This window comes from Saccharopolyspora griseoalba (genome assembly GCF_042665275.1).
In the GTDB taxonomy this organism is placed as follows: domain Bacteria; phylum Actinomycetota; class Actinomycetes; order Mycobacteriales; family Pseudonocardiaceae; genus Saccharopolyspora; species Saccharopolyspora griseoalba.
Genome location: NZ_JBHTCJ010000007.1, coordinates 230,749 through 255,509, shown reverse-complemented (window position 1 = coordinate 255,509; position 24,761 = coordinate 230,749). Strand labels below are relative to the sequence as shown.

Genomic DNA, 24,761 nt, shown 5'->3' with positions numbered 1-24,761 from the left:
CAGCGCATGACCGTGACGCCGCCGATGGATCTCGGTTCTTGGATCGCCCGCCGCGCCGCCGCCACGCCGAACCTGCCCGCCCTGACCTTCGACGGACGCACGCAGACCTACCGGGAGTTCGCCGACCGCATCGACCGCTTCGCCGCCGAGCTCGCCGCCGGTGGCCTGCGCACCGGCGACCGGGTCGGCTACGTGGGCCTCAACCACCCGGACTTCCTGGTGACCTTGTTCGCCACCGTCCGCGCCGGTGGCATCTTCGTGCCGCTGAACAACCGGCTGACCTCCGCCGAGCTCGAGTTCATCCTCACCGATGCCGGGGTGCACACCCTGGTCGCCGACGCCGAGCACACCCCCACCGGCGACGCGGTCCGCGCCAGCTCCGGGGTGCGCCGGGCGATCGCGCTGAGCCCGGTCGAGGGCTGGGAGCACCTCGACGCGCTCGTCGCCGATCGGGAACCCCTGGTCGAACCGGTCTTCCCGGGGTCCGAGGACGTCGCGGTGATCATGTACACCTCGGGCACCACGGGCCGCCCGAAGGGCGCCATGCTCACCCACGGCAACCTGTTCTGGAACAACGTCGGCTCCATGCTGGCCTTCGACCCCAGCCAGGACGACGTGACGCTGGTGTGCGCCCCGCTGTTCCACATCGGCGGCCTCAACGTCACCACGCTGATCACCCTGCAGAAGGGCGGTCACGTGGTGCTGATGCCGGGCTTCGACCCGTCGGCGGTGCTCAAGCTCATCCCCGAGTACCGGGTGACCACGATGTTCGGCGTCCCCGCGATGTTCCTGTTCATGAGCCAGCTGCCGGAGTTCGAGGCCGCCGACCTGAGCAGTCTGCGCTACCTGATCTGCGGCGGCGCCCCGGTCCCGGAAGCCCTGATCAAGGCCTACGGCGACCGCGGCGTCCCGTTCGCCCAGGGCTACGGGCTGACCGAAACCGCCCCGCTGGCGCTGATCCTGCGCACCGACGAGGTGGACGTGAAGGTCGGCGCGGCCGGGCACGAAGTGCTGCCGCTGTCGGACGTGCGGCTGGTGGACGCCGAGAACAGCCCGGTCCCGCCGGGTGAGCGCGGCGAGATCTGCGTGCGCGGCCCGCAGGTGATGAAGGGCTACTGGAACAACCCCGAGGCCACCGAGGCGGTCCTCGACGAGGAGGACTGGTTCCACACCGGCGACGTCGGCGTGGCCGACGAGGACGGTTACGTGTGGGTGGTCGACCGGGTCAAGGACATGGTCATCAGCGGCGGCGAGAACGTCTACCCCGCCGAGGTCGAGGACGTGCTCTACCACCACCCGGCCATCGCCGAGGTCGCGGTGCTGGGCACGCCGCACGAGCGCTGGGGCGAGGCGGTCACCGCGGTGGTCGCGCTGCAGCCCGGCGGCAGGCTCACCCTCGACGAGCTGCGCGAGTTCTGCCGGGACAAGCTGGCCGGCTTCAAGATCCCGCTGCGGCTGGAGTTCACCGACGCCCTGCCCCGCAACCCCACCGGCAAGATCCTCAAGTACCGGCTGCGCGAGCAGCTGCCCGCCGCGGAGTGACCGAGCGGGCCGGTGGGCGGGTCGCCCACCGGCCCACCGGCGGTGCGAGAATCGCCTGGTGAGCACTTCGCGTCCTTGCCCGTGCGGGCTCGGCGAGCCCTTCGACCGGTGCTGCGGTCGGCTGCACGCCGGCCAGCGGGCGGCCACCGCCGAGCAGCTGATGCGCTCGCGCTACGCGGCCTTCGCCGTCGGCGACGCCGACTACCTGCTGGCCACATGGCACCCCTCGACCCGCCCCGCCGAGCTCGACCTCGACCCGCAGCAGCGCTGGACCGGCCTGGAAGTCCTCGACCGCACCGGCGGCGGCCCGTTCGACGCCGAGGGCGAGGTGCGCTTCCGCGCCCGCTACCGCCTGCACGGCAAGACCGGCGAGCTCACCGAGCGCAGCCGCTTCACCCGCGTCGACGGCCAGTGGCTCTACGTCGACGGCGACCACGACTGAGGTCCTGGTCGAAACCCCGCGCCGGGGCTCGCTTCGCGTTAACGTCAGCGGGTCGACGCACGCGCCCGGCACGGGGGAGGCTTCACCGCATGGCTGACTCCGCCAACACCCGGCTGATCGAGGACGAGGTCGTCCGCGACCTGCGCGACGAGCTGACGTACGGCGACTACCTGCGCCTGGACCTGCTGCTGTCGGCGCAGCAGCCGATCAGCGATCCCGAGCACCACGACGAGATGCTGTTCATCGTGCAGCACCAGACCACCGAGCTGTGGCTGAAGCTGGTGCTGCACGAGCTGCGCGCCGCCCACGACCACCTGGCGGGCGACCGGCTCAAGCCGGCGCTCAAGGCGCTGGCCCGGGTCAAGCACATCCAGCGCACGCTGACCGAGCAGTGGTCGGTGCTGGCCACGCTCACCCCCTCGGAGTACATGGAGTTCCGCGGGTTCCTGGGGCGCTCCTCGGGCTTCCAGTCGGTGCAGTACCGCGCGGTGGAGTTCGTGCTGGGCAACAAGAACGCCGAGATGCTGGAGGTCTTCGCGCACGACGAGGACGCGCTCGCGCTGCTGACCGAGCTGCGCGAGCAGCCCAGCGTTTACGACGAGTTCCTGCGCTACCTCGCCCGCCGCGGCCATCCGATCCCGGATTCGCTGCTGCAGCGCGACGTGCGCCTCGCGCACACCTTCACCCCGGAGCTGGTGCCGGTGCTGCGCGGCATCTACGAGAACCGCCGGGAGAACTGGGACGCCTACGAGACCTGCGAGGAGCTGGTCGACCTGGAGGAGAACTTCCAGGTCTGGCGGTTCCGCCACCTCAAGACCGTGGAGCGGGTGATCGGCCACAAGCGCGGGACGGGCGGGTCCAGCGGCGTGGACTTCCTGCGGCGAGCGCTGGACCTGACGTTCTTCCCCGAGCTGTACGAGGTTCGCACCGAGATCGGAGAGTGATGGACGACCTGCTGGCGAAGGCCCGCGCGCTGGACGAAGCCGACCCGCTGCGCGACTTCCGGGACCGCTTTGTCGAGTCCCCGGACGTGGTCGCCTACCTGGACGGCAACTCGCTGGGCCGCCCGCCCCGCGCGACCGCCGAGCGGATGGACGAGTTCGTCCGCCAGGACTGGGGCGGCAGGCTCATCCGCGGCTGGGGCGAGGGCTGGCTCGACTGGCCGCTGCGGATCGGCGACCGCCTCGGCGAGCTCGCCCTCGGCGCGGCCCCGGGCCAGGTCGTGGTGGCCGACTCCACCAGCGTCCTGCTCTACAAGCTGGCCCGCGCGGCGCTGCAGGCCCGCCCGGACCGCGGCGAGATCGTGCTGGACACCGACAACTTCCCCACCGACCGCTACGTCCTGGAGGGCATCGCCGCCGAGCGCGGCCTGAACCTGCGCTGGATCACCACCGACCCCGCGGCGGGCATCACCGACGAGCAGGTCGCCGAAGCGGTCGGCGAGGACACGGCCCTGGTGGTGTTCAGCCACACCGCCTACCGCTCGGGCCACGTCGCCGACGCCGCCGCCATCACCCGCACCGCCCACGCAGCGGGAGCCCTGGTGCTGTGGGACCTATGCCACTCGGCAGGCGCCGTCCCGGTCGACCTCGACGCCTGGCAGGTCGACTTCGCGGTCGGCTGCACCTACAAGTACCTCAACGCGGGCCCCGGCTCCCCCGCCTTCGGCTACGTCAACCGAACCCACCAGGACCACACGCAGCAACCGATCTGGGGCTGGATGGGCCACGCCGACCCGTTCACCATGGGCCCGGGCTACCACCCGGCCGAGGGCGTCCGCTCCGCGCTCAGCGGCACACCCCCGATCCTGGCGATGCTCCCGCTGATCACCGCCCTGGACCTGCTCGAAGAAGCGGGCATGGACGCGATCCGCGAGAAGTCCCTGCAGCTCACCGACTTCGCCCTGGAGCTCGCCGACACCTGGCTGCTGGACCGAGGCGTGCAGCTGGCGTCCCCGCGCGACCCGCGCCGCCGAGGCGGCCACATCACCCTCCGCCGCCCGGACTTCGCCGGGATCAAGGACGAGCTCTGGACCCGCGGAGTCATCCCCGACTTCCGCGCCCCGGACGGCCTCCGCATCGGCCTCTCCCCCCTGACCACCACCTACACCGAACTCCACCAAGGCCTCCGCACCCTCACCAACCTCCTCGAGTAACCCAGCCGCGACACCACCAATCTTCGAGGGGCTCGGGGTGACAAGCAGCTTGGCCGCCAACTGCACGCCTCGGGGCGTGCAGTTAGCGGCCAAACTGCTTGTTGCGCAGTGTGTTCCAGCAGGTTGTGCAGGTGGGGTGGCAGATCCAGTCCATCTCGGACGGGTTGGCCAGGGGCAGCTGCTCGCCGCAGATGGCCTCGCGGGTGCGCTCGCCCTCCCAGCGCCTGCCCGGGAAGGCGTGGCGGGTGCCGCCGCGACCACCGGGGTCGGCGACCGGGAGCCAGAAGTGCCGTTGAACCTCGTCGTGCACCGGACATCGTCCCTTCGCTGCGAAATCGGGAAGCCCGGCGGGCGGCGCAGGGGACGGAGGGTTGCCCGCCGGGCACCAACAACATCGGCCGCAGCGGCGGCGAATGTAGGATTCCTACACCCGAATCGCTAAATTGAGTGATCTCCAAGGCGCGTCGATTGATCGATACTGTTCGCGATCGATCCGCTGCTTGGAGGAGCCGCCCGATGGCCACCACCCCGACCGTCCGCCGCCTGCTGCTGTCCAACGAGCTCAAGCGGCTGCGCAGCGGAGCAGGCGTCGGACCCGAGCGCGCCGCCCAGCACCTCGGCTGTCGGGTCAGCAAGATCAGCCGGATCGAACTCGCCCAGAACAGCATCCAAGCCGGCGACGTCAAGCTGCTCAGCGATCTCTACGGCGTCGACCCCGAGCGCACCGAGGTGCTGCTGGACCTGGCCCGCGGCCAGAACCAGCGAGCCCGCTGGTCGGGATACCGGTCGACGTTTCCCGACTGGTTCCGGATGTTCGTCGACCTCGAACGCGATGCCGCTGCCATAAGGTCCGTCGAGGTCGAGATCATCCCGGGGTTGCTCCAGACCGAGGACTACATCAGGGCCATCCACGAGGAGGAGCCGTCTGGAACCGACGAGCTGGATGATCCGGTGCACGCGCGGCAGGAACGCCAATCGGTCCTCGGCCGGACCGATCCGCCCGACGTGTCGTTCATCTTGTCGGAGTCGTGCCTGCGGCGGATCGTCGGGAGCTCCGAGGTGATGCGCGACCAGCTCGACCACCTCGTCGAGGTCTCGCGCCTGCCCAACGTGCAGCTGCAGGTGCTCCCCTTCGACGCCAAGACGTTCGCCGGTCGCATCATCTTCCGGTTCACCATGCTCAACATCCCCGCTCAGGGAGTCGCACCGCTGGACTTCGTCTACGTCGAATCGTTCGACGACGCTCGTTATCTCGAAGACAACGACGCGATCGCGACCTATTCTCGGCTATGGGGACGTCTGCAGGCGGCGGCCTTGTGCCCCGTCGAGTCCCGCGACTTCATCGCCAAGGTCGCAGCCGATCTCGGCTAGAGCGGAGGGAAACCGGTGAGCACCAACCCGGAACACACGAATGCCCAATGGTTCAAGAGCAGCTACAGCGCGGCGAACACCCAGTGCGTCGAGGCGGCTTTCGCGGCTGACCGGCGATTAGTCCGGGACAGCAAGTTAGGAGACGAGAGTCCCGTTCTCGCCTTCGACCCCAGCCAGTGGCGGGCCTTCACCGCTCGCCTCCGCTCCGGCGACCTCGGCTGACCACCTTCGCACCCGGCCCGGGACCACCGGTGCGCACGCGAGGGAGCCGGTGGTGGTTCCCTTCGATGAAAAAAGCGCCCCAGCAGCGGAGCTGACCATCGCGGGGCGCCGGAGCCGCTGCCGACATCGATCTGCCGAGGAGCTTCCGGTTTGCGCTTGACGTTCCGCCGCGAGATGGGCGTGGCGGACCTGACCTACCTGACGGTCGGTGCCGCGCGACAGGTCAACGTCTCGATGGTGTTCCCGCTGGTGCTGGATGCCGAGCTCGATCCGCAGGAGTTGCGCGGGGCGCTGCGCGAGCTCGTCGCCGCGGTGCCGCGGTTCCGCCAGCGGGTCGTGCGGCGGGCGCCGTGGGCGGTGCACTGGTCGCTCGCCGAGGAAGTGCGCATCGACGACCACCTCACCGAGGTCTCGGTCAGCGGTGGTCTCGACGCGGCGTTCGCCCGCCTCCCCGACCACCTGGAGCGGCCGTTCGAGCGCGGCCGGCCGCCGTGGCAGGCGCTGTACTTCCGCGGCCTGTCCGGCGGTCGCAGCGTGCTGGTGCTGCGACTGCACCACTGCATGGGCGACGGCCTGACCTACCTGACCGCGTTCCAGCAGGCCTTCGGCGCGCGGCCCGGTTCCCCTTCGATGGAAGAAGTCGAGGACCGCAGCAGCGGTGCCGGTCACGCCGCTCGCGCGCTGCTGACGTGGTCGCGCCGCACCGCGTCCGCCGCGGGCCGCGCTGCCGCCGCTGCGCTCACCCGGAGCGGACGCGCTGCGCTGCGCGACGAGCTGCAGATCTGGTCCGCCCCGCCGCCACCGGGCCACCTCGGGCGCACCCGCAGCGGTCAGCGCATCGCGATCTGGAAGGTCCCGGCCGAGTCCTGGGCGCGGTCCGCGCGGGCGCACCGCGGGCGGCACAACGACCTCTTCCTGCTGATCGTCTCGCACGCCGAATCGGAGCACCTGGGCTGGCCGGAGGAGCCCTCGGTGCTGATCATGCCGATCAGCACCCGCCCGAGCTCGCCCGACGCCGAGCAGGACGGGTCGATCGCCCTCACCAGCGGCGTGGTGGTGCTCGACCGCGACGACCTGCGGACCGGGAACCTGCCCGCCATCGGCGAAACCGCGCGAGCAGCGCGGGAGAGCGCGACGAGCTCGGCGCGTCGACCGGTCGTGCCCGAGCTGATGCACCTGCTCCCGGCGAAGATCCGCCGCCGGCTCCACCTGCGGCTGTTCGCCCGGTCGGACCTGGTCGCCAGCAACGTGGGCCGCGGCGGTCGGCTGCGGGTCGGCCGGGCCGAGGTCACCACCTTCACCGCCGTGTCGCCCGCGGTCGGCTGCCCCGTGGCGTTCACGACGTTCACCTCCGGCGACGAAGTCGTGCTCGCCGCCTCCATCGACCCCGGCATCATCACCGCGCCCGCCCACCTGGAAGCCGCGGTCGACCAGGCCCTGCACCGCTTCGTCGGCGACGTCGAGCGGGTCGCCTAGGGGCTGTTTGGGAATGCGGCGGAGCCGCTGTTTCAGGTGTGGGACCCAGCCCGCACCTCCGCAGGTTCTCCAGCGGCTTCGTGGTGCGGACGGCCGCGACGCCGCGCAGGTCGCTGCACGAGGAGCGGCACCCGCAGCCACGGAGCCGCTGGAGGTTCTGCCACCCGCACCGCCGAGCAAAGCAATTCCCAAGCAATCCCCGGTCGGCCGGGCCGCTTCACGACATCGACCTCCGGCTGGCAAACTCCGCTGCGCGAGAAGCGGTCGCGAGGAGGTCGAGGAGTGGAAGCCAGCGGTGGGCTGTTCCTATTCGCCGCGGAGCTGCTGCTCCTCGCCGTGGTCCTGCACGCCGTCACGCGCTCCATCGCGAGCGGGAACCTGGGGCGCAACGCCGCCATCGGCATCCGCACCAGGGCCACCAGAGCGTCCGATGCGGCGTGGCGGGCCGGGCACCTGGCGGCGAGCGCGCGGATGATGGTCGCCGCCAGGACCGGCTACGCCCTCGGCGGCGCGACCATCGGTCTCGGGCTGCTCGGCGCCGCGTCAGGATCGTCCCCCGCCTGGTTCTTCGCGGTTCCCGCCGTCGGGACGGCCGCGGTCATCGGCCTGCTCCTCGCCGCCGCTCGGCGGGCCGACCGGGCCGCGCGGGCCGCCGTCGACGGCTGAGCCGCGGAGATCAGGACGCCAAGCGCTGGGGTTCCGCGCTGCTCCCCGCGCGGAGGGCCGCCAGGGCTTCGGCGAGCCGGTCGTCGGCGTCGGCGGTCAGCTGCCAGCGACCGAGGCGCTTCTCCAGCCAGGTGTCGTGGAGGAAGCAGCCGGGCAGGGCGCGCCCGGGCGGACCGGCGATCCGGGTCAGGCCGGCGGCGTGGGCGCGGTGGGCTCCCAGGCCGACGGGGAGGACGGGTTTGCCGCGCAGGGCGCGGGCCGGGAGGTCGGCGAGCAAGGTGCGGAGCGGGTCGCTGCCCGAGGGCTCGTAGCGCGGGGTGACGATGACCAGGGCTTCCGCCCCCGCGACCGCCGCCTCGGCGCGGCGCACGGCCGGGTGCCGGGTGCCGGCCAGCAGGGCGGAGTGCGGCAGGGCGTCGGTCTCGACGGTGGTGACCGCGGCGCCGGTGGCGCTCAGGTGCCTGCGGGCGGCGCGGGCGATCTCGCCGAGGCGGAGCCGGGGATGCTGGGTGCTGGTGATCAGGGTCGTCCTCATGGTGCCTCCTGGGCCGGTCGCTGCTCGGTGCGCGAGGTCTATCGCCGCCGGAAACGATTCCGTGACGCGCGCTTCCGCCGCGGGACGCGCGAAACCGCGCGGAACACCGAGAGAGGGAGGGTTCGGGCGCTGACGCGCCTGGCGGATGCGGCGGGATCAACCGCCGATCGCGGGAGAGCTCAGCGACAGGCCTGCGCGCCGACGCGTCGCAGATCGACGTGGCGGCGTCGGGTCAGCCTGGTTTCGAGCGGCACGCCGCAATGCCATCAAAGCGGCCGAGCGCTGTCCACCCGTCTCGGACCGTGGACGTCGCGCGGCCGAGAACATCTCGCACCGGGGCAGTTCGGGCCGGTTCAGGAGCTCCGGGCGCGGAGGAGTTCGGCGGTGGCCCGGTCGGCGGGGAAGAAGGTCTCGATGGCGATCTCGTCCAGCGTGACGTCGCGCGGCGACCCGAACACCGTCGTGGTGTACAGCAGCGCGAGCTCCCCGTCGTCGGACGCCAGCCGCAGCGGGACCACCAGGTCGTTGGCGGCGTCCGCCGCGCGTTCCGCGCCGGCCGGGTAGCTCTCCAGCCGCGCCAGCAGCTCGGCCAGGCCTTCGGCAGCGGTGCGCTGCAGCTGGCGTCGGACCCGGCGCAGCACGTGGGCGCGCCACTGCGCGAGGTTGCGGATGCGCCCGGCCATGCCGTCGGGGTGCAGGGTCGCTTCGAGGACGTTGACCGGCGGTTCCAGCAGGCCCGCCGGGAGGTCGCCGAGGAAGCCGCGCATCGCCCGGTTGGCCGCCAGCAGCTCCCAGCGCACGTTGACCGCCAGCGCCGGATTCGGCTCGTGACCGGCGAGCACGGCCTCCACCGCATCGCGGGCCGCGCCCAGGTCGGCCAGCGGGCGTTCCGGGTGCGCCGGGGCGAACCCCGCGGCGAGGTAGACGGCGTTGCGCTCGCGCAGCGGCACGTCCAGCTCGTCGCAGAGCCTGCGGATCAGGTCCCGGCTCGGGTTCGCCCGCCCGGTCTCGACGTAGCTCAAGTGCCTGGTCGAGAGGTCGGCGGCCAGCGAGACGTCGAGCTGCGAGCGCCGCCTGCGCTCGCGCCAGCCCCGCAGCAGCGCACCGACCGGCTCAACCGTGGTCGTCATCCGCCCAGCCTGCCCCCGCGCGCTGCGCCGGGCAATGACCTCGCAGGTCATCGACGCGCCGCAGGACGAGGCGCAGGGTCGTGGGCACGACATCGGACGAAGGAGAGCGACCATGACCCGAGCACCGGATCGACTTCAGCAGTACGTGCGGTTCTGGAACACCGGAGCCGAGGAGCAGCGCGCGCTCGCCGACGAGGTCTTCGCCGAGGGCGTCGAGTACCGCGCGCTGTTCGGGACCCGCACCGGAGCGCAGGCACTGATGGACTTCCGCGAGGAGTTAGTCGCGCACGTGGGCGAGGTGTCGCTGCGCCTGCGCGAACAACCGCAGGTCAACGACCGGCACGCCCGGCTCAAGTGGCAGATCCTCACCGACGCCGACGCTCCCTTCGCGACCGGGACCGACGTGATCGAGCTCGACCAGGACGACCGGATCCGCGCGGTGACGGTGTTCCTCGACCAGCCACCGGAAGGCTTCGAAGCCGAGCACGACGCGTGATCGACCCGTGCGCGGGGTGTTCCGCGGGACACCCCGCGCACGAGCCCGGCGGTCAAGAGGCCGGTTGCGGGGTCCCGGCGAACGGGACGGCCGCCGGAGCGGGCTCCTCCGCGCGGGCCGGGTGCCGCCACAGGCCCTGCCGCTCCAGGATCGGCAGCACCCCCTCGCCGAACCAGTAGGCCTCCTCCAGGTGCGGGTGCCCGGAGAGCACGAACTCGTCGATGCCCAGCGCGTGGTACTCCTCGATGCGCTCGGCGACCTCGGCGTGGCTGCCGACCAGCGCCGTGCCCGCTCCCCCGCGCACCAGACCCACCCCGGCCCACAGGTTCGGGTAGATCTCCAGGTCGTCGGTGGAGCCCTGGTGCAGCTCCAGCATCCGCTGCTGGCCGGTGGACTCGCTGCGCGACAGGCCCCGCTGCACGCGCTCGATGCTCGCCGGGTCCAGCGCGTCGAGCAGGCGGCGCGCCTCGGCCCAGGCCTGCTCGGCGGTGTCGCGGCTGATCACGTGCAGTCGGATGCCGAAGCGCGGGGTGCGACCCCGCGCGACGGCGAGCTCGCGGATCCAGGAGACCTTCTCGGCCACCTGCTGCGGCGGTTCGCCCCAGGTCAGGTAGACGTCGGCGTGCTCGGCCGCCACGTCGCCCGCCGCGGGCGAGGAGCCGCCGAAGTAGATCGCGGGCACCGGGTCGGGCAGCCGGGTCAGCTCCGCTCCCTCGACGCGCACGTGCTCGCCGCGGAAGTCGACCCGCTCTCCGCGCCACAGGGAGCGCACGACCTGCAGGAACTCGTCGCCGCGGGCGTAGCGGGCGTTCTTGTCCAGGAAGTCGCCGTAGGCGCGCTGCTCGTGGCTCTCGCCGCCGGTGACGACGTTGAGCAGCAGCCGCCCGCCTGAGTGCCGCTGGTAGGTCGCCGCCATCTGGGCGCCCAGCGTCGGCGAGAGCAGACCGGGCCGGAAGGCCACCAGGAACTTCAGCCGCTCGGTGACCTCGGCGAGCATCGCCGTGGACAGCCAGGCGTCCTCGCACCAGGCGCCGGTGGGCGTCAGCGCGCCCTCGAAGCCGAGCTGCTCGGCGCTGCGAGCGATCTGGCCGAGGTAGGCCAGCGTGGCCGGGCGCGCACCGCCTGCGGTGTGGGTGGCGACGCCGTGGCCGCCGCCGACCAGGTAGCGGCTGTCGCCGTAGGTGGGCAGGAACCAGTGGAAGGTCAACGACATGGGGTCTCCAGCGGACGAGTTCGGGCGGAACGGGCTGCGGCGGGCGGGCGACAGCCCTGCGCCACGACGCGCTGGAGATCCACGTGTCGGCGCTCGGTCAGTTCGGTTCCCCTCACGCAGGACAGCGCAGCACCGGCGGTTGCAGGGGGTCAATCACCGCTCGGCATGTTTTCACTATATGGGACGTTATTTCACAGCATGGCGTGCGGTCGGTGCGTTGCCCGCGTGCCGCCTTCCGCCCCGCTGACCACCCGCCAGCACGTCGCCCTGCTGCTGATCGCCTCCGCAGCGTGTCGGGGCAGCTGAGAACCGTGCCCGCACAACGCTTTCCCGGAGACACCCAACGCCCGCGGCCCTGCACGAGCGCCCGAGGCGCGCGAGATCACCCGTGCCGACGTGCGCACCGCGATCACGTCGAGCCTGATCGGCACCAGCGTCGAGTGGTGCGACTTCTTCCTCGACAGCGCCGCCGCGAGCCCGGTGTTCGACGAGCTGTTCTTCCCCACCGGAAACCCGGCGGTGTCCACCGTCCCGGCTCACCCCGCTGATCATCACCACCCTGCTCGCCGCGGGCGGCGGAACCCCTGGCTGGCCTGCGGGTACCTGGTGTCCACCGGAATCGCGGGGCTGGCCGCCACCCTCGCGCTGCGACCGCGCGACCTGCACTGACCACCTGTGACCCGAAACACCGTCATTCGCCGGACACGTCCGACAAGATCCATTAACGTGCGGTCCGTCCCATTCCACGACCGACGGATGCTCGATGACCACACCTGACGACTGGCTGGCCGACTACAACTCGAAGCTCCAGCGCATCAAGGACGACACCGACCGGGCCCAGCAGGAGCTCACCCAGGTCGGCGCCTCCGCCACCTCCGCCGACGGCCAGATCACGGTGCGGGTCAACAGCAGCGGCGCGCTGGAGGACATCAGCTTCGGCAACGGCTTCCAGCACCCCAAGCCCGAGCAGGTCGCGGCCGGCATCATGCAGACCGTCCGCCAGGCCCAGCGCCAGGCCGCGGGCCAGATGGTGGAGGTCATGCAGCAGTTCGTCGGCGACGGCGCGGCGCTGGACTTCGTCAAGAGCAGCCTGCCCAACGGCTACGCCGGCGACGGCACCGACGAGGAGCAGGCCCCCGGAACCGCGTCGCAGCCCCAGCAGCGGCGCCGCCCGGACGAGGACGGCTTCGACGACGACTTCTCGAACGGGAGCTTCCTGCGATGACCGACGGTTTCCGCGCGGACGTCCCGGTCATCAAGCAGCACAGCAACCAGGTGCAGGGCTTCGCCGACCGCGTCAACGCCGCCCACGGAGCAGCCGAGACCACCCTCGACTCCAACGCCTTCGGCATCTTCGGCCAATTCCTCGCCGCCCAGTGCATGGCCCAGGCGGAGCTGGTCAAGGACGGCATCGAGTCCGGCCACGAGGCGCTGAAGGAGCTCAAGACGGCCCTCGATGACACAGCCGCGGAGTACGAGCGGGTCGACCAGGAGAACGTCTCGATCATCAGGGGGGTCGATCTTGACTTCTGAGAGCGACCTGCTCGTCACGGCCGACGAATCGGTAGCAGCAGCGGAGAACAACAACACCGCCAACCCCGCGAGCGGCGGCGGCGCAGCTGAGAGCTTCTTCACCCTCCAGCAGTCGTTCGAGAACAAGGACTGGGACACGTTCGGGCTCAACGCGCTCGGAGCTGGAGTCGACGTCATCGGCCTCGCCGCAGATCCGCTCGGCACACTCATCAGCTGGGGCTTCGGCTGGGCTATCGAGAACATCTCGTTTCTCCGGGAGCCGTTCGACGCGCTGATGGGGAACCCAGATGCCATCAGCGGCATGGCCAGCACGTGGTCCAACATCGGCCAGGAACTGCAGAAGACCGGAGACGACTACGCCAAGGCGGCCCGCGGAACGACCGGATGGGAGGGCCAGGCAGCTGACAGCTATCGGACTCTCAGCAACGACATAACCGAAAAGATCGCGGCGCTCTCGGCTGCCGGCAAGAGCATGGAGTCGGCGGTTCAAGGAGCCGGCGCCGTGGTCTCCGCGGTGCGAGGGATCGTTCGAGACATCATCACAGGCGCGATCAGCGAAATCATCAGCTGCTTGCTCAAGTGGGGAATCGCAACCGTCTGCACTGCGGGCGTAGCTGCAGGTGGCGCCATAGCTGACGTCATCCGGATCGCCCTCAAATGGGCGGACAAGATTTCCGAGTGGATGAAGAAGCTGGGCAACGTGCTGCACAGCCTCTGGAGCAAGCTCGACGAGCTCGGGTCCGCTGCGACGGCAATGCGGCAGGGAATTGATAGGTTCTTCCGGAACCTCGGTGAAACTCCCGGACTCAACCCGAACCAGGAGAAGGTCACCTGGTCCAACGTCAGCAAAGCCGCCGACGCCAAGATCGCCGCTGCGCCGGACTCCGTCGCGCCGCCCAACCCGTTCAAACCGGCGTTCAAGGGAGATCTCGCAGAACCCGGCTACAGCCCGGTCACCGCAGGTTGGGACGACAAGGGAGTCAGCAAGTTCGGCTTCGAAGCAGCCAAGGAAACGGCGAAGCTCGATGACGGATCCGAACAGAAACCAAACGGCAACGCGTAGGCGGCAAGAGTGTTCAAATCAGACAATCCGTTCATGCGAACGTTGCGATTGCTCGTCGGACTCGTCGGCGTAACCGCGATCCTGCTGACGACCCTCACGGTGACCTCAGCAATTCCCCGGCGGACTACAGCCAACGCCACTGCCGTGGCGACCAGCTGCGAAGCCTACGGGCCGATCAGTCGTCGAGGATTCGGAACCTACTGGGCGTGCAACGCCACCATGACCGACACCAAGTCCGGCAAGAGGTGGACTGATGTCGTCGACATCCGCTCCCTCACTCCCGAGGACATCGGCAAGAAGATGCCCATCAGCTGGGGTCATCAGCGAGGCCGCGCGGTGATCTCGGACAAGCGCGTGTACTCCTCACCCGACGGGTACGGCCAGGCCACTTACGTGCTCCTCTTGAGCTTGAGCTACCTGATCGGCGGTTTCGCCGCCGTCCTGTTGCTCACCGGCTCCGTCCTGGCGGCTCTCACCCGGCAGGGCCGCCGCACGCTGTTGGAGAAGAGCCTCGGAACCCCGGAGGAACGAGCGGCGAAGAAGCAACGCGACAAGGCAGAAGACGAGGAGTGGCAGCAGAAGAAGGCTCGAATCGCCGAAGCCAACCGGCGGAACAAGGAAGCACGGCGGCAGGCCAAGGAAGCGCGCAAGTCCGATCAGTAGCACGACAGACCCAGTCGATCCTTCTCGACCACCGCGACGCATCGGACCTCGAGAAGTTGGCCGTCTTCTCCGGACTGCCCGGACTGGGCGGGATGATCGCGGCCGCGGTGATGCTCCGCCGGGTGCACCGGGTGCACATCGACGAGCGCGGCATGTGGCTGCAGGTGCACGGCCACACCGATCTCATCGGCTGGTCGGAGCTGCGGGCCGTTCGCGGTCAGGAGCCCCGACCCAAGCCGAAGGACGACCCGGAGACCAGGTCGAAGCCCCCGGCGCTGCTGCTGCGACCCGCTGACCGGGGATTCACCGACCGGCATCCGCGAATCCTCGAGCACGACGACCCAGAGCTCCCCGAGCTCCTCCTGCCCAGCAAGCGGGCCGTGGACCGCGCGGTCGCGGCGATCTCCGCCGTGCGACCGCAGCTGCTGCGCTAGAGGCTGCTTCGGTGTCACGGTGCGCGGCCGTGCGAGCCGACTCGCCCTTTTCATCGAAAGTCCCAGAGCGCGCGGCGCGCTCTGGGACTTTCGATGAAAAGGCACCGCGCCTGAAACCGCGGCTGCGCCGCGTTCCCGAGCAGCTCCTAGCGGGCCGATCCGCCCGCGGCTCGCTCGACGAGGTGCTCGGCCGCGAGCTTGGCGCCGTCGGTGCGCATCCGGTCCGCGATCGAGCGCGCCCGCAGCGCCGTCTCGGGAGCCAGCGCCTCGCGCAGCGCCGCCGACAGGGACTCCGCGGTCGGGGCCGCACCGTCGTGAGCCGCTCCGATGCCCAGGTCCGCGACGCGTCGGGACCAGTAGGGCTGATCGGCCAGCTGCGGGACGATCACCTGCGGTGCGGCCGCCCGGGCGGCCGCGTGGGTGGTGCCCGCGCCTCCGTGGTGCACCACCGCTGCCACGCGCGGGAACAGCGCCGAGTGGTTGACCTCGCCGACCGCGAGCACGTCGTCGGCGTCGTCGATGGCGCGCATGCCGACCCAGCCGCGCCCGAGCACCGCGCGCCTGCCCTGCGCGCGCACCGACTCGACGACCACCCGCGACAGCTCCGGCGAGTCGTGCATCCCCATGCTGCCGAAGCCGACGTAGACCGGCGGTTCGCCGGAGTTCAGGAACGCCTCCAGATCGGCGGGCAGCGGGCGCCGGTCCTCCAGCACCCACTGGCCGGTCTGCACGACCTCCTGCGGGTTCGGTTCCACCCACGGGTCGAGCACCGGATCGGTTGCCAGCAGCGGGCGTTCGCCGATGTAGTAGGAGCGGATGTCGCCAACCGGCGGCAGGCCGAGCTCGGCGCGCTCGGCGTTGAGCGGTTCGCCGAAGATCTCGTCCTGGCTCGCCGCGTCGTGCTCCCAGAGCTGCTGGTTGTCGGCGTTCTCGGGCAGCGGCTTGCCCGGGTAGGCGAGCGGGCCTCGGTGCGGCGAGGGCAGCGTGACCTGCTGGAAGGTCGCGTAGGCCGCGGGGATGCCGAGCTTATCGGCCACCGAGCGAGCACCGGCGGCGTTGGTGATCAGACCGGTGGCCAGCACCAGGTCGCATCCGCGCGCCTCCAGCACCTGCCGCAGCTGCGCGGTGTGCGTGGCGACGAACTCGGCCGCCCGCGCCCGGATGTCCACGGAGGACGGTTTCCCCTCGGCCACCACCTCCCTGGCGGACCTCCCCAGCGGCAGCGCGGTCGCCCCCACCGCGGCCAGTCGTTCCTCGAACTCCTCGTCCGGCGGCGCGCACACCCGGACCTCCGAACCGAGCTCGGTCAGGCGCGCCGACAGCGCCACGAAGGGCTCGACGTCCCCGCGCGAACCGTACGTCGACAGCAAGAATCGCATTCCACCACTCCCCAGATACCCGGTTCACCGACCGGCGCGCTGATTGTGCGCCCCACCCCCGGCGGGACCGCAAGCAAAAGCCCCTGCTATAAAGTGAGAACGGGATGGACGAATCTCGTTCTTCTTCTTTTCCGCTCGATCTGCCCACCCCGAGCGCCCGCGGATGCCAGGATGTCCGGGAGCGAGCGCGCTGGCAGGAGGATTCGTGGGGTTCCGGAGCGAGGTCACCGTCTTCCTCGTCGTCGCCCTGGGCGCGGCCTGGGCGGCCGCCTCCCCGCTGTGGGCCGCCGGCGGGTCGCTGGACACGCCGCTGACCGGGCTCGTCGCCACGGCGATGATGTTCACGCCGACCCTCGGCGTGCTGGTCGTGTGGGCCGTGCGGCGCACCCCGGCGCGGGAGTGGGCGCGCGAGACCGGGCTCGGTCTCGGACCCCGCAGCGGACGCACGTTCGCCCTCATCGCCGCCGCCTGGCTGGGTGTTCCGCTGCTCGTGGCCGCCGCGATCGCGCTCAGCGCCGGGCTCGGCCTGCTCTCGCTGGACCTGGCCGGACTGAGCCTGTTCCGGCAGCAGCTGGCCGCCGCGCCCGGACCGACGCCGGACGCCGGGACGTTGGCGCTGATCCAGCTCGTCGCGGGCCCGCTGATCGCACCGCTGATCAACGCCGTTCCCGCCTTCGGCGAGGAGTGGGGCTGGCGGGGCTGGTTGCTCCCCCGGCTCACCGAGCTCGGGGTCTGGCCGGCCCTGCTGCTCTCCGGGCTGATCTGGGGCGCCTGGCACGCCCCGCTGACCCTGCTCGGCTACAACTACCCGAGCCTCGGGGCGTGGGCCGCCGCGATGTTCGTCGGGTTCTGCGCGCTCTTCGGCGTGCTCCTCGGCTGGCTGCGGCTGCGCTCGGGCAGCGTGTGGCCCGCGACGATCGCCCACGGCGCGCTCAACGCCACCGCGGGCGCGATCTTCCTGCTCGGCGACGCGACCGCACCGCCCAACCCGGCGATCGCCGGGATCACCGGCCTGGTCGGCTGGGCGCTGCTGGTCGTGGTCGCCGCGACCGCGCTGCGCCTGCACCCGGTCCGGGAGAGCGAACCGGTGCGCTAGCAGCGGCCGGGATCCCGGCGCCGCCGCGGACGCGGAATCGACGTGCATTTCACCTTGGTCCGGACCCCCAGAAAACCGGACCAAGGTGAACGCGGACTCACACCTTTCCCGACCCTCCGCCGAGAAAACCGGAACACAACGCGTCGACATTATTCGACACGGTGTCGATTCCGCAAACTGATTCAAGCCACCAGCGGCTATGCTCGCCTGCGTGGCATCCACCGAATCGGCCGAGAGCGCGTCCCCGCACGGGCGGCGGCGCCCCCGGCAGGGAGACCTGCAGGAGAAGGCGCTGCTGGACGCCACCGAGCGCCTGCTCCAGGCCGACTCCCCCACCCGGCTGACCATCGGCGACATCGCCGCGGCCGCCGGGTTGTCCCGGTCGGCGTTCTACTTCTACTTCGACTCCAAGGAATCGATCCTCACCGCCACCGCGCACCGCGTCGTCGGACCGCTGCTGGAACGGCAGCGCGAGCTCTACCGCGACGGGTTCGTCGCCGGTGCCGAAGCCGCGATCGACCACACCTTCGAACTGTGGCGCGAGCACACCGGGCTGCTGTGCGCCATGGCCGAGCTCGCCTCCAGCAACGCGACCTTCCGCGAGCTCTGGAGCGGGTACATGGAGCGCAACGTCGACATGCTCGAAGAAGCGCTGACCCGCGACCGGGAGCGCGGGCGGGTCTCGCTGCCCGAGGGCGAGCTGCGGGCGGTGCTGCTGTCGTTGATGTGGCTGGTCGAGCGCAACTGCTTCATGCTCTTCAGCCGCGAGCACGACGAAGCCGAGGAGCAGCAGGCCCGCGCCGCCGCGCTCACCGTCTTCCGCCGCACCCTGGGCTTCGACGGGGCGGCGGGCGGCTGACCCCTCCCGATCGGGAACCACCGCAGCGGCCCGCCCACCTCGGCGTCCGGTCGCTACCGGAGGGACTTCTTGAGGATCTTCCCGCTCGGCCCCTTCGGCAGTTCGTCGAGGACGCGGACCTCCCTGGGGCACTTGTAGCCCGCGAGCCGCTCGCGGGCGAAGGCCAGCAGCTCCTCGGTGTCCGGGGCGGTACCGTCCTGCAGCGCGACCACCGCGACGACCTCCTCGCCCAGCCGCGGGTCCGCCCGGCCGATGACCGCCGCCTCCTGGACGGCGGGGTGGGCGTAGAGCACCTCCTCGACCTCGCGCGGGTAGACGTTGTACCCACTTCGGATGATCAGGTCCTTCTTGCGGTCGACCACGAAGAAGTAGCCCTCCTCGTCGCGGTAGCCGAGGTCGCCGGTGTGGAACCACCCGTTGCGGAAGGCCTCCTCGGTGGCCTCCGGGCGCCGGTAGTAGCCCTTCATGGTGTTGTGCCCGCGGATCACGATCTCGCCGATGCGCTCCCGACCGGGTGGCAGCTCGACGTCGTCGTCGTCGAAGATCTTGACCTCCACGCCCCACAGCGGGCGGCCGATCGAGCCGACCTTGCGCTCCTCGGCGCTGAAGTTGAACGTCGCCACCGCCGCGGTCTCGGACAGGCCGTAGCCCTCCAGCACCACGATGTTGGGCACCTTCCGCTCGAACTCCCGCAGCACCTCCTCCGGCATCGCCGCGCCCCCGGAGATCCCCGCGCGCAGCGACGACAGGTCGCGGCCGTCGAGCTCCTGGCCGAGCAGGGCGAAGTACATCGTCGGCACGCCGGAGAAGATGGTGCAGCGGTGCGCCTCGACGGCGTCCAGCACGGCCCCGGCGTCGAACTTGGGCAGCAGCACCGCCGAAGCGCCGAACCGGATCACCGGGCCGAGCACGGTCACCAGCCCGAACACGTGGAACAGCGGCAGCACCACGACGCTGACGTCCTCGCGGGACACGCCGAACCGCTCACCCCCGACCGTGCAGGCCATGAACAGCTCGAAGTGGGTCAGCTCGGCGCCCTTGGGCTGCCCTGTCGTGCCGCTGGTGTAGAGCAGCACCGCGGTGTCGCCGGCGTCCACCGCGGCGATCTCGCCGGTGCCCTCGTCGGCGCACAGCTGCTCGAAGGACTTCGTCCCCTCCGGCGGCTCCGCGCCCTGGTGCACGGCGTGCACGGGCACCTCCGAGCCGGCCGCCCGGACGGCTTCCTCGGCGAAGGGCTCGAAGGTCACCAGCAGCTCGGCCTCGCTGTCGGCGAGGTGGTAGGCGATCTCCCGCGCCGTCAGCAGCGGGTTCAGCGGGACCATGACCATCCCGGCCTTGAGGATGCCGAAGTAGGCGAAGACGAACTCCGGAACGTTGGGCAGTTGCACCGCGACCTTGTCCCCGGGCCGCAGCCCGGCGGCCCGCAACCCGGCCGCCACCCGCCCGCTGAGCGCGTCGACCTCCCGGTAGTCGAAGGTGCGCGCGCCGAAGTGCAACAACGGCGCCTCGGGCTGCTCGGTCGCGGATTCCCGCAGCATCGTCGCCAGGTTGAATCCCATGCCCACTCCGTCAACTCGGGGAACATCTGGTACCGACCAGTCGGTATGCCTCCGGCAGAGTACGCACGCGTGACGTGGCGCACAAGACCGCACCGGTTCAGCCGAGCGCGGTCCGCACCGGCGGCGCACCGCTCGCCGGGTCGAGCCGCCGCTGACGAGCGGCTACCCTCGGCCGGTGGCCGGCCGGACCGATCGGAGGGGGCCCGCATGGCCAAGCTCCCCGCCGCCGTGGCCTTCGACGTGGTCGAGACGCTGATCTCGCTGGAACCGCTGGGCGAGCGCTTCGAGGAGGTCGGGCTACCGGCCGGAGCCGTGCGGGAGTGGTTCGCCCGGACCCTGATGTGCGGGTTCGCGCTGTCGGCCACGGGCGATTACGCGCCGTTCCCGGTCGCGGCCGGCGAGGCGCTGCGCCTGGTGAGCGGGCACCGCGCCTCCGACGACGACGTGGCGCACGTGCTCGCCGGGTTCGCCGACCTGCCCTCCCACCGCGACGCCGAACCCGCGATGCGGATGCTGCGCGAGTCCGGCGTGCGGGTGGCGTGCCTGACCAACGGGGCCGCGGCCACGACCGAGGCCTTCCTGGCGCGCAGCGGACTCGACTCGCACGTCGAGCAGGTCATCGCCACCGCCGAGGTCTCCAGCTGGAAACCGCCCGCCCGGGTCTACCGGCACGCCCTGGACCGGCTCGGGCTCCCCGCCGAGGACGTCGCGCTGGTCGCCGTGCACGCCTGGGACTGCCACGGCGCCAAGCGGGCGGGCCTGACCACCGGCTGGGCGCGCCGCCTCGAAGGCGGCTACGGCAGGATCTTCGCTCCTGCGGACGTCGTCGGCGACGACCTCGTCGAGGTGGCGCGCGGGTTGCTGGCGCTGCCTTGACTTCGAGTTAAGTCGAACTCCTAGCCTCGGTTCCGCAACCACCCGAGGAGGTCGAAGATGCGCAAGATCAGGCAAGATCTCTGGGAGACCGAGGCCGAGCACCCCGCTCCCGGACTCAACACCCGCGCGTACCTGTGGTCCGGACCGGACGGCAACGTGCTGTTCTACAACACCTCGCTGCCCGCCGAGCACGACGCGCTGGCCGAGCTCGGCGGGGTCGACCACCAGTACCTCAGCCACCAGGACGAGATCGGGCCCTCGCTGCGCGCGATCAAGGAGCGGTTCGGCTCGGCGCTGCACATCAGCGCGACCGAGGCGCCGCTCGCCGGGAAGACCTGCGCGGTCGACGGCACGTTCGACCGGCAGCAGAGCGAGCACGGCTTCGAGGTGATCCCCACCCCCGGGCACACGCCCGGCAGCGCCTGCTTCCTGGTGCCCTCGGCCGACGGGAAGACCTACCTGTTCACCGGCGACACGATCGTGCGCGCCGCCGAGGGCAACTGGTTCGCCGGCTACCTGCCCGGGCACTCCGACCGGGACTCGCTGGCCGCCACGTTGCGGCAGCTGTCCGCGCTGACCCCGGACGTGGTCATCTCCAGCGCGTTCGCCGGCGAGACCGGGGTGACCGAGCTCGACCGCCCGTGGGCCGACTGCGCGCAGGAGGCCCTCGACGAGCTGCTCAGCGCGGCGCCGAACTGACCCGCCCGCCCGCATCCCGTGGCAGGATGCGGGCGTGACCAGCTCATCGGAGGGCGCGCGGCTGCGCGAGCTCGCCCGCCTGCGCCGGGTGCGCGACCGCATCGACCGGGAGTACCGGCAACCGCTGGACGTGGAGGCCCTGGCCCGCGGAGCGCACATGTCCGCCGGGCACCTGAGCAGGCAGTTCAAGGCCGCCTACGGCGAATCGCCCTACTCCTACCTGATGACCCGGCGCATCGAGCGGGCGATGACGCTGCTGCGGCGCGGGGACCTCGGCGTCACCGAGGTGTGCTTCGAGGTCGGGTGCGGCTCGCTGGGCACGTTCTCCACGCGCTTCAGCGAGCTCGTCGGCATGTCGCCGAGCGCCTACCGGCAACGCGCGCGCGACCTGGCCGGGGTGCCCTCGTGCCTGGTCAAGGCCGCGACGCGACCGGTCAGGAATCGAGAAGCGCGGTCCGGCCAGCGCTCCTAGTCTCGACGGCATGGACATCAGCATCAGCTCGAGCTTCCTGCCCCACGACGACCCGGAGGCCGCCGTGGCGTTCTACCGCGACGTGCTCGGCTTCGAGGTCCGGCTCGACGTCGGCCACGAGGACATGCGGTGGATCACCGTGGGCCCGCCCGGCCAACCCGAGACGTCGATCGTGCTCCAACCACCGGCCGCCGACCCCGGGATCACCGACGAGGAGCGCCGCGTCATCTCCGAGATGATGGCCAAGGGCACCTACGCCGGTCTCCTGCTGGCCACCTCCGACGTCGACGCCACGTTCGACCGGGTCCAGGGGAACGGGGCCGACGTGGTCCAGGAGCCGGCCGACCAGCCGTGGGGCGTTCGGGACTTCGCGGTGCGCGACCCCGCGGGCAACCTGCTGCGCGTCCAGCAGCGTCGGTGAGCGCTGGCAGACTGCGATTGGGACGTACCGCGCGGACCGCGCCCCGAGCCGAGGAGAACCGAATGGCCACCCACGTCGCCGACAGCCACGACCTGATCCGCGTGCAGGGGGCGCGGGAGAACAACCTCGCCGACATCAGCGTGGAGCTGCCCAAGCGCCGGCTGACCGCGTTCACCGGGGTCTCCGGCTCCGGGAAGTCCTCGCTGGTGTTCTCCACGATCGCCGCCGAGTCGCAGCGGATGATCAACGAGACCTACAGCGCCTTCCTGCAGGGCTTCATGCCCAACCTGGCCCGCCCCGACGTCGACCTGCTCGACGGGCTGACCACCGCGATCATCGTCGACCAGGAGCGGATGGGCGGCGACGCGCGGTCCACCGTGGGAACCGCCACCGACGCCAACGCGATGCTGCGCATCCTGTTCAGCCGGATCGGCGATCCGCACATCGGCTCGCCGCAGGCGTTCTCGTTCAACGTGGCCTCGATCAGCGGCGCGGGCGCGGTGAAGTTCGAGAAGGGCGGGCAGACGGTCAAGGAGCGGCGCGAGTTCAGCATCGTCGGCGGCATGTGCCCCGCGTGCGAAGGACGCGGCCAGAGCAGCGATTTCGACCTCAGCGCGCTCTACGACGACTCGAAGTCGCTCAACGAGGGCGCGCTGACGGTCCCCGGCTACAGCATGGACGGCTGGTACGGCCGGATCTTCGCCGGTTCCGGCTACTTCGACATGGACAAGCCGATCCGCGAGTTCACCGAGCGCGAGCTGCACGACCTGCTGCACCGCGAACCCACCAAGATCAAGGTGGAGGGCATCAACCTCACCTACGAGGGGATCATCCCGAAGGTCCAGAAGACGATGCTGGCGAAGGACCGCGAGTCGATGCAGTCGCACATCCGCGCCTTCGTCGACCGCGCGATCACGCTCACCGACTGCCCCGAGTGCGGCGGAACCCGGCTCAGCGCCGAGGCCCGCTCGTCGAAGATCGACGGGCACAACATCGCCGACTGCTGCGCGATGCAGATCAGCGACCTCGCCGAGTGGGTCGGCGGCCTGGACAAGCCCGAGGTGGAGCCGCTGCTGGCCAAGTTGCGGCACACCCTGGACTCCTTCGTCGAGATCGGCCTGGGCTACCTGTCGCTGGACCGCCCGGCCGGCACGCTCTCCGGCGGGGAGGCGCAGCGCACCAAGATGATCCGGCACCTGGGCTCCTCGCTGACCGACGTCACCTACGTCTTCGACGAGCCGACCATCGGGTTGCACCCGCACGACATCCAGCGGATGAACGACCTGCTGCTGCGGCTGCGCGACAAGGGCAACACGGTGCTGGTCGTGGAGCACAAGCCGGAGATGATCGCGATCGCCGACCACGTCGTCGACCTCGGCCCGGGAGCCGGGGCCGACGGCGGTGCGGTGTGCTTCGAGGGCACCGTGGACGGACTGCGCAGCAGCGACACCACCACCGGCCAGCACCTCGACGACCGGGCCGCGCTCAAGGACGCGGTGCGCGAGGCCACCGGGTCGCTGCAGATCCGCGGGGCGAGCGCGAACAACCTGCGCGACGTCGACGTCGACGTGCCGCTGGGCGTGCTCACCGTGGTCACCGGCGTCGCCGGCTCCGGCAAGAGCTCGCTGGTGCACGGCTCGATCCCCGCCGGCGAGGGCGTGGTCTCCATCGACCAGTCGGCCATCCGCGGCTCGCGGCGCAGCAACCCCGCGACCTACACCGGCCTGCTCGACCCGATCCGCAAGGCGTTCGCCAAGGCCAACGGGGTGAAACCGGCCCTGTTCAGCTCCAATTCGGAGGGCGCCTGCCCGAACTGCAACGGCAACGGCGTCATCTTCACCGACCTGGGGATCATGGAAAGCATGGCCACCACCTGCCCGGAGTGCGAGGGCAAGCGGTTCCAGGCCGAGGTGCTGGAGCACCGGCTCGGCGGTCAGGACATCAGCGAGGTGCTGGCGATGTCGGTGGCCGAGGCCGCGGCGTTCTTCGGCGAGGGCGAGGCGAGAACCCCTGCGGCGCACAAGGTCCTGCGCAACCTCGACGACGTCGGGCTGGGCTACCTGCACCTGGGCCAGCCGCTGACCACGCTCTCCGGTGGCGAGCGGCAGCGGCTCAAGCTGGCCACGCGGATGGGCGAGAAGGGCGGGATCTACGTCCTCGACGAGCCCACCACCGGGCTGCACCTGGCCGACGTGGAACAGCTGCTGGGACTGCTGGACCGGCTGGTGGACGCCGGGAAGTCGGTGATCGTGGTCGAGCACCACCAGGCGGTCATGGCGCACGCCGACTGGATCATCGACCTCGGCCCCGGCGCCGGCCACGACGGCGGCCGGGTGGTCTTCGAGGGCACCCCGGCCGACCTGGTGGCCCAGCGCTCCACCCTCACCGGCGAGCACCTGGCCGACTACGTCGGCGCGTGATCCCGCGACCCCGGCCACGCCCGGTCGATCCCGGTTTCG

At 71.0% G+C, this 24,761-nt stretch carries 28 protein-coding genes; 22 read left to right on the top strand and 6 right to left on the bottom strand.

Going from position 1 to position 24,761, the window contains the following annotated elements; genetic code table 11:
* Positions 1-6 precede the first annotated feature (6 nt).
* From ACFQRI_RS15875 to kynU, 4 genes are all read left to right on the top strand, one after another.
* Positions 7-1,542, top strand: a complete 1,536-nt coding sequence (locus ACFQRI_RS15875; protein ID WP_380669202.1) for an acyl-CoA synthetase — start codon at positions 7-9, stop codon at positions 1,540-1,542.
* 55 nt (positions 1,543-1,597) lie between these two features.
* Positions 1,598-1,984: a YchJ family protein gene (locus ACFQRI_RS15870; RefSeq protein WP_380669393.1), complete on the top strand. Its 387-nt coding sequence runs from the start codon at positions 1,598-1,600 to the stop codon at positions 1,982-1,984.
* Between the two features lie 89 nt (positions 1,985-2,073).
* Positions 2,074-2,928, top strand: a complete 855-nt coding sequence (locus ACFQRI_RS15865) for a tryptophan 2,3-dioxygenase (RefSeq protein ID WP_380669200.1) — start codon at positions 2,074-2,076, stop codon at positions 2,926-2,928.
* Positions 2,928-4,139 carry a kynureninase gene (gene kynU / locus ACFQRI_RS15860; RefSeq protein WP_380669198.1) on the top strand — a complete coding sequence of 404 codons (1,212 nt, stop codon included), beginning with the start codon at positions 2,928-2,930 and terminating at the stop codon, positions 4,137-4,139. The genes ACFQRI_RS15865 and kynU overlap by 1 nt, the downstream gene beginning before the upstream one ends.
* Positions 4,140-4,221: 82 nt before the next feature.
* Here the strand turns inward: kynU and ACFQRI_RS15855 are convergent, their stop codons facing one another.
* The gene (locus ACFQRI_RS15855) at positions 4,222-4,449 is read right to left on the bottom strand and encodes a hypothetical protein (RefSeq protein WP_380669196.1); all 228 of its coding nucleotides are present in this window, start codon (positions 4,447-4,449) and stop codon (positions 4,222-4,224) included.
* A gap of 206 nt (positions 4,450-4,655) precedes the next feature.
* Between ACFQRI_RS15855 and ACFQRI_RS15850 the strand changes: the two genes are divergently transcribed.
* From ACFQRI_RS15850 to ACFQRI_RS15835, 4 genes are all read left to right on the top strand, one after another.
* The gene (locus ACFQRI_RS15850) at positions 4,656-5,510 is read left to right on the top strand and encodes a helix-turn-helix domain-containing protein (RefSeq protein WP_380669194.1); all 855 of its coding nucleotides are present in this window, start codon (positions 4,656-4,658) and stop codon (positions 5,508-5,510) included.
* 15 nt (positions 5,511-5,525) lie between these two features.
* Positions 5,526-5,732 carry a DUF397 domain-containing protein gene (locus tag ACFQRI_RS15845; RefSeq protein WP_380669192.1) on the top strand — a complete coding sequence of 69 codons (207 nt, stop codon included), beginning with the start codon at positions 5,526-5,528 and terminating at the stop codon, positions 5,730-5,732.
* A 150-nt stretch (positions 5,733-5,882) separates the two neighbouring features.
* Positions 5,883-7,208, top strand: a complete 1,326-nt coding sequence (locus ACFQRI_RS15840) for a wax ester/triacylglycerol synthase domain-containing protein (protein WP_380669190.1) — start codon at positions 5,883-5,885, stop codon at positions 7,206-7,208.
* 282 nt (positions 7,209-7,490) lie between these two features.
* On the top strand, positions 7,491-7,874 hold the full coding sequence (locus tag ACFQRI_RS15835; protein ID WP_380669188.1) for an SdpI family protein: 384 nt from the start codon (positions 7,491-7,493) through the stop codon (positions 7,872-7,874).
* Positions 7,875-7,884: 10 nt separating this feature from the next.
* Here the strand turns inward: ACFQRI_RS15835 and ACFQRI_RS15830 are convergent, their stop codons facing one another.
* Together ACFQRI_RS15830 and ACFQRI_RS15825 are read right to left on the bottom strand one after the other, a co-directional pair.
* Positions 7,885-8,409: an NAD(P)H-dependent oxidoreductase gene (locus ACFQRI_RS15830; protein WP_380669186.1), complete on the bottom strand. Its 525-nt coding sequence runs from the start codon at positions 8,407-8,409 to the stop codon at positions 7,885-7,887.
* Between the two features lie 353 nt (positions 8,410-8,762).
* Positions 8,763-9,539, bottom strand: coding sequence for a helix-turn-helix domain-containing protein (locus ACFQRI_RS15825; protein WP_380669183.1), 777 nt, complete (start codon positions 9,537-9,539; stop codon positions 8,763-8,765).
* Between the two features lie 112 nt (positions 9,540-9,651).
* On the opposite strand from ACFQRI_RS15825, the gene ACFQRI_RS15820 reads away from it, so the two are divergent.
* Positions 9,652-10,035: an isomerase gene (locus ACFQRI_RS15820; RefSeq protein WP_380669181.1), complete on the top strand. Its 384-nt coding sequence runs from the start codon at positions 9,652-9,654 to the stop codon at positions 10,033-10,035.
* Between the two features lie 52 nt (positions 10,036-10,087).
* Here ACFQRI_RS15820 and ACFQRI_RS15815 read toward each other — a convergent pair whose 3' ends face one another.
* Complete coding sequence (locus ACFQRI_RS15815; RefSeq protein WP_380669180.1) at positions 10,088-11,248, bottom strand: LLM class flavin-dependent oxidoreductase; 1,161 nt, start codon at positions 11,246-11,248, stop codon at positions 10,088-10,090.
* A gap of 396 nt (positions 11,249-11,644) precedes the next feature.
* Between ACFQRI_RS15815 and ACFQRI_RS15810 the strand changes: the two genes are divergently transcribed.
* The 6 genes from ACFQRI_RS15810 to ACFQRI_RS15785 all read left to right on the top strand — a co-directional run bounded on the left by ACFQRI_RS15810 (position 11,645) and on the right by ACFQRI_RS15785 (position 14,941).
* Complete coding sequence (locus ACFQRI_RS15810) at positions 11,645-11,917, top strand: hypothetical protein (protein WP_380669178.1); 273 nt, start codon at positions 11,645-11,647, stop codon at positions 11,915-11,917.
* A gap of 94 nt (positions 11,918-12,011) precedes the next feature.
* Entirely contained in the window at positions 12,012-12,473 is a 462-nt protein-coding gene (locus tag ACFQRI_RS15805) for a YbaB/EbfC family nucleoid-associated protein (protein WP_380669176.1), read from the top strand.
* Entirely contained in the window at positions 12,470-12,781 is a 312-nt protein-coding gene (locus tag ACFQRI_RS15800; RefSeq protein ID WP_380669174.1) for a type VII secretion target, read from the top strand. The genes ACFQRI_RS15805 and ACFQRI_RS15800 overlap by 4 nt, the downstream gene beginning before the upstream one ends.
* Complete coding sequence (locus ACFQRI_RS15795) at positions 12,771-13,844, top strand: WXG100 family type VII secretion target (RefSeq protein ID WP_380669173.1); 1,074 nt, start codon at positions 12,771-12,773, stop codon at positions 13,842-13,844. The genes ACFQRI_RS15800 and ACFQRI_RS15795 overlap by 11 nt, the downstream gene beginning before the upstream one ends.
* Before the next feature lie 33 nt (positions 13,845-13,877).
* Entirely contained in the window at positions 13,878-14,507 is a 630-nt protein-coding gene (locus tag ACFQRI_RS15790) for a DUF6346 domain-containing protein (RefSeq protein WP_380669172.1), read from the top strand.
* Between the two features lie 56 nt (positions 14,508-14,563).
* Entirely contained in the window at positions 14,564-14,941 is a 378-nt protein-coding gene (locus tag ACFQRI_RS15785) for a hypothetical protein (protein WP_380669170.1), read from the top strand.
* 146 nt (positions 14,942-15,087) lie between these two features.
* On the opposite strand, the gene ACFQRI_RS15780 is transcribed toward ACFQRI_RS15785, so the two are convergent.
* The gene (locus ACFQRI_RS15780) at positions 15,088-16,320 is read right to left on the bottom strand and encodes a glycosyltransferase (protein ID WP_380669168.1); all 1,233 of its coding nucleotides are present in this window, start codon (positions 16,318-16,320) and stop codon (positions 15,088-15,090) included.
* A gap of 205 nt (positions 16,321-16,525) precedes the next feature.
* Here ACFQRI_RS15780 and ACFQRI_RS15775 point away from each other — a divergent pair, with 205 nt between their 5' ends.
* Together ACFQRI_RS15775 and ACFQRI_RS15770 are read left to right on the top strand one after the other, a co-directional pair.
* Entirely contained in the window at positions 16,526-17,416 is an 891-nt protein-coding gene (locus ACFQRI_RS15775) for a CPBP family intramembrane glutamic endopeptidase (protein ID WP_380669166.1), read from the top strand.
* A 211-nt stretch (positions 17,417-17,627) separates the two neighbouring features.
* Positions 17,628-18,275, top strand: coding sequence for a TetR/AcrR family transcriptional regulator (locus ACFQRI_RS15770; protein ID WP_380669164.1), 648 nt, complete (start codon positions 17,628-17,630; stop codon positions 18,273-18,275).
* 53 nt (positions 18,276-18,328) lie between these two features.
* On the opposite strand, the gene ACFQRI_RS15765 is transcribed toward ACFQRI_RS15770, so the two are convergent.
* Positions 18,329-19,834: a long-chain-fatty-acid--CoA ligase gene (locus ACFQRI_RS15765; RefSeq protein ID WP_380669162.1), complete on the bottom strand. Its 1,506-nt coding sequence runs from the start codon at positions 19,832-19,834 to the stop codon at positions 18,329-18,331.
* A 207-nt stretch (positions 19,835-20,041) separates the two neighbouring features.
* Here ACFQRI_RS15765 and ACFQRI_RS15760 point away from each other — a divergent pair, with 207 nt between their 5' ends.
* The 5 genes from ACFQRI_RS15760 (at position 20,042) to ACFQRI_RS15740 (ending at position 24,722) form a co-directional block, all read left to right on the top strand.
* On the top strand, positions 20,042-20,710 hold the full coding sequence (locus tag ACFQRI_RS15760; RefSeq protein ID WP_380669160.1) for a haloacid dehalogenase type II: 669 nt from the start codon (positions 20,042-20,044) through the stop codon (positions 20,708-20,710).
* A gap of 57 nt (positions 20,711-20,767) precedes the next feature.
* A complete protein-coding gene (locus tag ACFQRI_RS15755; protein ID WP_380669158.1) occupies positions 20,768-21,409 on the top strand; it encodes an MBL fold metallo-hydrolase in 642 nt (213 codons plus the stop codon).
* A 34-nt stretch (positions 21,410-21,443) separates the two neighbouring features.
* Positions 21,444-21,881: a helix-turn-helix transcriptional regulator gene (locus ACFQRI_RS15750; protein WP_380669156.1), complete on the top strand. Its 438-nt coding sequence runs from the start codon at positions 21,444-21,446 to the stop codon at positions 21,879-21,881.
* Between the two features lie 10 nt (positions 21,882-21,891).
* Complete coding sequence (locus ACFQRI_RS15745; protein ID WP_380669154.1) at positions 21,892-22,302, top strand: VOC family protein; 411 nt, start codon at positions 21,892-21,894, stop codon at positions 22,300-22,302.
* A 62-nt stretch (positions 22,303-22,364) separates the two neighbouring features.
* On the top strand, positions 22,365-24,722 hold the full coding sequence (locus ACFQRI_RS15740; protein ID WP_380669152.1) for an ATP-binding cassette domain-containing protein: 2,358 nt from the start codon (positions 22,365-22,367) through the stop codon (positions 24,720-24,722).
* Positions 24,723-24,761: the final 39 nt, after the last annotated feature.

Coding starts and splice junctions, on each gene's coding strand:
- ACFQRI_RS15805 (WP_380669176.1), top strand. CDS start 12,012: ATGACCACACCTGACGACTGGCTGGCCGACTACAACTCGAAGCTCCAG.
- ACFQRI_RS15865 (WP_380669200.1), top strand. CDS start 2,074: ATGGCTGACTCCGCCAACACCCGGCTGATCGAGGACGAGGTCGTCCGC.
- ACFQRI_RS15755 (WP_380669158.1), top strand. CDS start 20,768: ATGCGCAAGATCAGGCAAGATCTCTGGGAGACCGAGGCCGAGCACCCC.
- ACFQRI_RS15820 (WP_380669181.1), top strand. CDS start 9,652: ATGACCCGAGCACCGGATCGACTTCAGCAGTACGTGCGGTTCTGGAAC.
- ACFQRI_RS15790 (WP_380669172.1), top strand. CDS start 13,878: ATGCGAACGTTGCGATTGCTCGTCGGACTCGTCGGCGTAACCGCGATC.
- ACFQRI_RS15850 (WP_380669194.1), top strand. CDS start 4,656: ATGGCCACCACCCCGACCGTCCGCCGCCTGCTGCTGTCCAACGAGCTC.
- ACFQRI_RS15815 (WP_380669180.1), bottom strand. CDS start 11,248: ATGTCGTTGACCTTCCACTGGTTCCTGCCCACCTACGGCGACAGCCGC.
- ACFQRI_RS15830 (WP_380669186.1), bottom strand. CDS start 8,409: ATGAGGACGACCCTGATCACCAGCACCCAGCATCCCCGGCTCCGCCTC.
- kynU (WP_380669198.1), top strand. CDS start 2,928: ATGGACGACCTGCTGGCGAAGGCCCGCGCGCTGGACGAAGCCGACCCG.
- ACFQRI_RS15745 (WP_380669154.1), top strand. CDS start 21,892: ATGGACATCAGCATCAGCTCGAGCTTCCTGCCCCACGACGACCCGGAG.
- ACFQRI_RS15825 (WP_380669183.1), bottom strand. CDS start 9,539: ATGACGACCACGGTTGAGCCGGTCGGTGCGCTGCTGCGGGGCTGGCGC.
- ACFQRI_RS15765 (WP_380669162.1), bottom strand. CDS start 19,834: ATGGGATTCAACCTGGCGACGATGCTGCGGGAATCCGCGACCGAGCAG.
- ACFQRI_RS15760 (WP_380669160.1), top strand. CDS start 20,042: ATGGCCAAGCTCCCCGCCGCCGTGGCCTTCGACGTGGTCGAGACGCTG.
- ACFQRI_RS15780 (WP_380669168.1), bottom strand. CDS start 16,320: ATGCGATTCTTGCTGTCGACGTACGGTTCGCGCGGGGACGTCGAGCCC.
- ACFQRI_RS15740 (WP_380669152.1), top strand. CDS start 22,365: ATGGCCACCCACGTCGCCGACAGCCACGACCTGATCCGCGTGCAGGGG.
- ACFQRI_RS15800 (WP_380669174.1), top strand. CDS start 12,470: ATGACCGACGGTTTCCGCGCGGACGTCCCGGTCATCAAGCAGCACAGC.
- ACFQRI_RS15875 (WP_380669202.1), top strand. CDS start 7: ATGACCGTGACGCCGCCGATGGATCTCGGTTCTTGGATCGCCCGCCGC.